Below are 2363 nucleotides of genomic sequence, written 5' to 3'. Positions count from 1 at the left end.
TTCCATCTGCTTTTTTCTCTTTTACCCACGCAAAATAGGCCTCCACCAGTGGTTTCACACTACTCTGTCGGCGTTTTTTTCGTTCTTCAGGTTTTAACTCCTTTAATGTATTATCTACATGGTATATCATCTGAATCTGTTCCAGTGCCTGCCATGCAATACTGCTTTTTCGACTCTTTGACGGAAGGGCTTTTACAACTTCGTCATATCTTCGTCTTGCATGTGCCCAGCATCCGGCTATCGTCAGACCCTCTTTTTCTTCTCCCAGTTTGTGATATACCTGATAGCCATCTGTTACACAGATCCCTTTATAATCTTTTAAGAATCTTTCCGGATGGTCTGCTTTTCGCGTCTTCTGGTATTCATAAAGGATCACTGCCTTTTTTTCTTTCTCTCCCGTTCGGTAGACCCACATATAACTCTTGCTCCCGGCTTCCCTTCCATCTTTTCTTACCAGAACATGAGTCTCATCTGCATGGATAACAGGACTCTTGTAGATATACTTATGAAGATAATCATAAAATACGGCAAGATACCGGTCTGCACATTCGATTGTCCAGTTCGCCATGTTCTGACGGGTGATGGCAAGTCCATATCGCCCGAACTCTTTTTCCAGACGGGCAAATGGAACTGCGTTGATGTATTTTCCGTTGAGTACGGCCGCCTCAAGAGATGGGGATACAAGACTTCCTCTCAGCAGACAGGCTGGATGTGGGGCTTTTTTCATCGTATCTCCCTCTTTGCTGGCATAAACTCCAACATGATGTTCCTCTACTTCTACTTTTGCAGGGATAAAACGGTACCGTTTGTATATCTCATCAGGCAGCTGTTTCCAGCCCGCCTTTCCAAATAGATCCTCCAGTTCTTTCTCTGTCAGATAGTGTTCTACTTTTACCACCGGTATCCCGGAAAGGTCTTCTTCTCGTTTTCCTTTTTTCTTTACTGGACGTTTTTTTACAGTGGTTTCTTTTTCCCTTTCATCCAGAGCAGCAAGAACCTCTGCTTCATTAAACAGTACCAGTTCCCCATCTACATCTGTAAATGCCAGCTGCTCTGGTACAGGCATCTGTTCCGTCTTTCTTCCAAAACGGTTCTGGTTCATTACTGCCAGCTGTTCCAACACAAGCTGGAGTTTCCCGTCAATCTCTGATAGCTGTTCCTGCTGTGTGAGAAACAACTGAATGAGTGTCTCTTTCGAAAAGGTATTCAGTTTTTCTTCTGTATATTTCATCTGCATAACAGAGGCCTTCCCTTTCTAAAACTATCTTTATTATAGCAGAAGACAGCACTTCTGGCGAATCTTTCTTATCCTTCTTTTCGTCAGTATGACTATAAGGTTTTCGTTCACAGGAGCCATACCTGCCACGAGAAACGGAATGCCTCTTTTTTTAGAAAAACATCATTTGTTTCTTTGTACAGAACAATCCTGGCTTCCAGAATACAAAGAAAAACAGAAAAGGAAGTGATCTTTTCCCACTTGGAAAGCAGTCTGAAATTTCTACGTTATGCATAAAAGTTACAAAGTATAATCCGGTGCTTTTTTCAATCGTTTCACCTGCTTTTTGGGATGAGTCGTGAGTCCTTCCATAAGCCAGCGAAACTGCTGCTCTGTAATAGAACGAACTTCGGATTCTGTCCTTGGCCACTGAAACTGACCGGCTTCTAACCTTTTATAAAGCAGGAGATATCCATCATTTTCCCAGACCAGCCCTTTGATCCGGTCTGTTCTCCTTCCACAAAAAAGATAAAGGGTATCCGCTTCGATCGCATCTTCTCCCAGATAAGAACGTATGGTATCTGCCAGACGGTCAATCCCGGAACGAAGATCAGTATAACCGGTAACAATAAAGATCTTTTTAAAACAAGTAGCATCATTTAGCACGAGAAACCACCCGTATTATCTTTTCCAAAAGGGATTCTGAAATATCTTCTTTTATGTGGATAACAACTCCATTTATTTCAATAGAGATATCGGAAGGACTCTCCGATCTGGACTGTTGAGTGATCTTTTCAGGGATTTCAACTACCTGCTGGCATGAGACAGAATTGTCTTGGACGTGCTCCAGACAGGCTTTACGGATACAGCGTAAACGATAATAATAATTCGATTTTGAGATACCTTTTGTATCACACCATTGTTCAACTGTCATATCCTGAGGACGGTTCTGACAGTCTTTCACTAACTGAGCCCATTGTTGTAACCGATAATCTACAGCAACAGCCGTGGTGATAGAACTCATAGAAAATGCCTCCTGTCCAGTCCTAAAAGTTGAGTACTGAACTTTTAAGACTTTTAATAATCTTTAGGACTATTATGGCACTGGTTGGAGGTAAAATCCAGATACGGACTATCTACCACTTAC

3 protein-coding genes are annotated in these 2363 nt (G+C 42.1%); all 3 read right to left on the bottom strand.

All coding sequences use genetic code 11. The annotated features are described in order from the left end of the window. A partial coding sequence (gene tnpC / locus EUBHAL_RS12040) for an IS66 family transposase (protein WP_005350153.1) occupies positions 1 to 1237 on the bottom strand: 1237 nt, incomplete at its 3' end. Between the two features lie 279 nt (positions 1238 to 1516). Further along, entirely contained in the window at positions 1517 to 1882 is a 366-nt protein-coding gene (tnpB, locus tag EUBHAL_RS12035) for an IS66 family insertion sequence element accessory protein TnpB (protein ID WP_005350150.1), read from the bottom strand. Next, positions 1872 to 2240, bottom strand: a complete 369-nt coding sequence (locus tag EUBHAL_RS12030; RefSeq protein ID WP_005350148.1) for a hypothetical protein — start codon at positions 2238 to 2240, stop codon at positions 1872 to 1874. Before EUBHAL_RS12030 ends, tnpB begins: the two co-directional genes overlap by 11 nt. Positions 2241 to 2363: the final 123 nt, after the last annotated feature.

The sequence above is a fragment of the Anaerobutyricum hallii DSM 3353 genome, from assembly GCF_000173975.1.
GTDB classification, from domain to species: Bacteria; Bacillota; Clostridia; order Lachnospirales; family Lachnospiraceae; genus Anaerobutyricum; species Anaerobutyricum hallii.
Note: the sequence above shows the minus strand (reverse complement) of the source record. Positions and strands in the feature narration are given on the sequence as shown.

Coding starts and splice junctions, on each gene's coding strand:
- EUBHAL_RS12030 (WP_005350148.1), bottom strand. CDS start 2,240: ATGAGTTCTATCACCACGGCTGTTGCTGTAGATTATCGGTTACAACAA.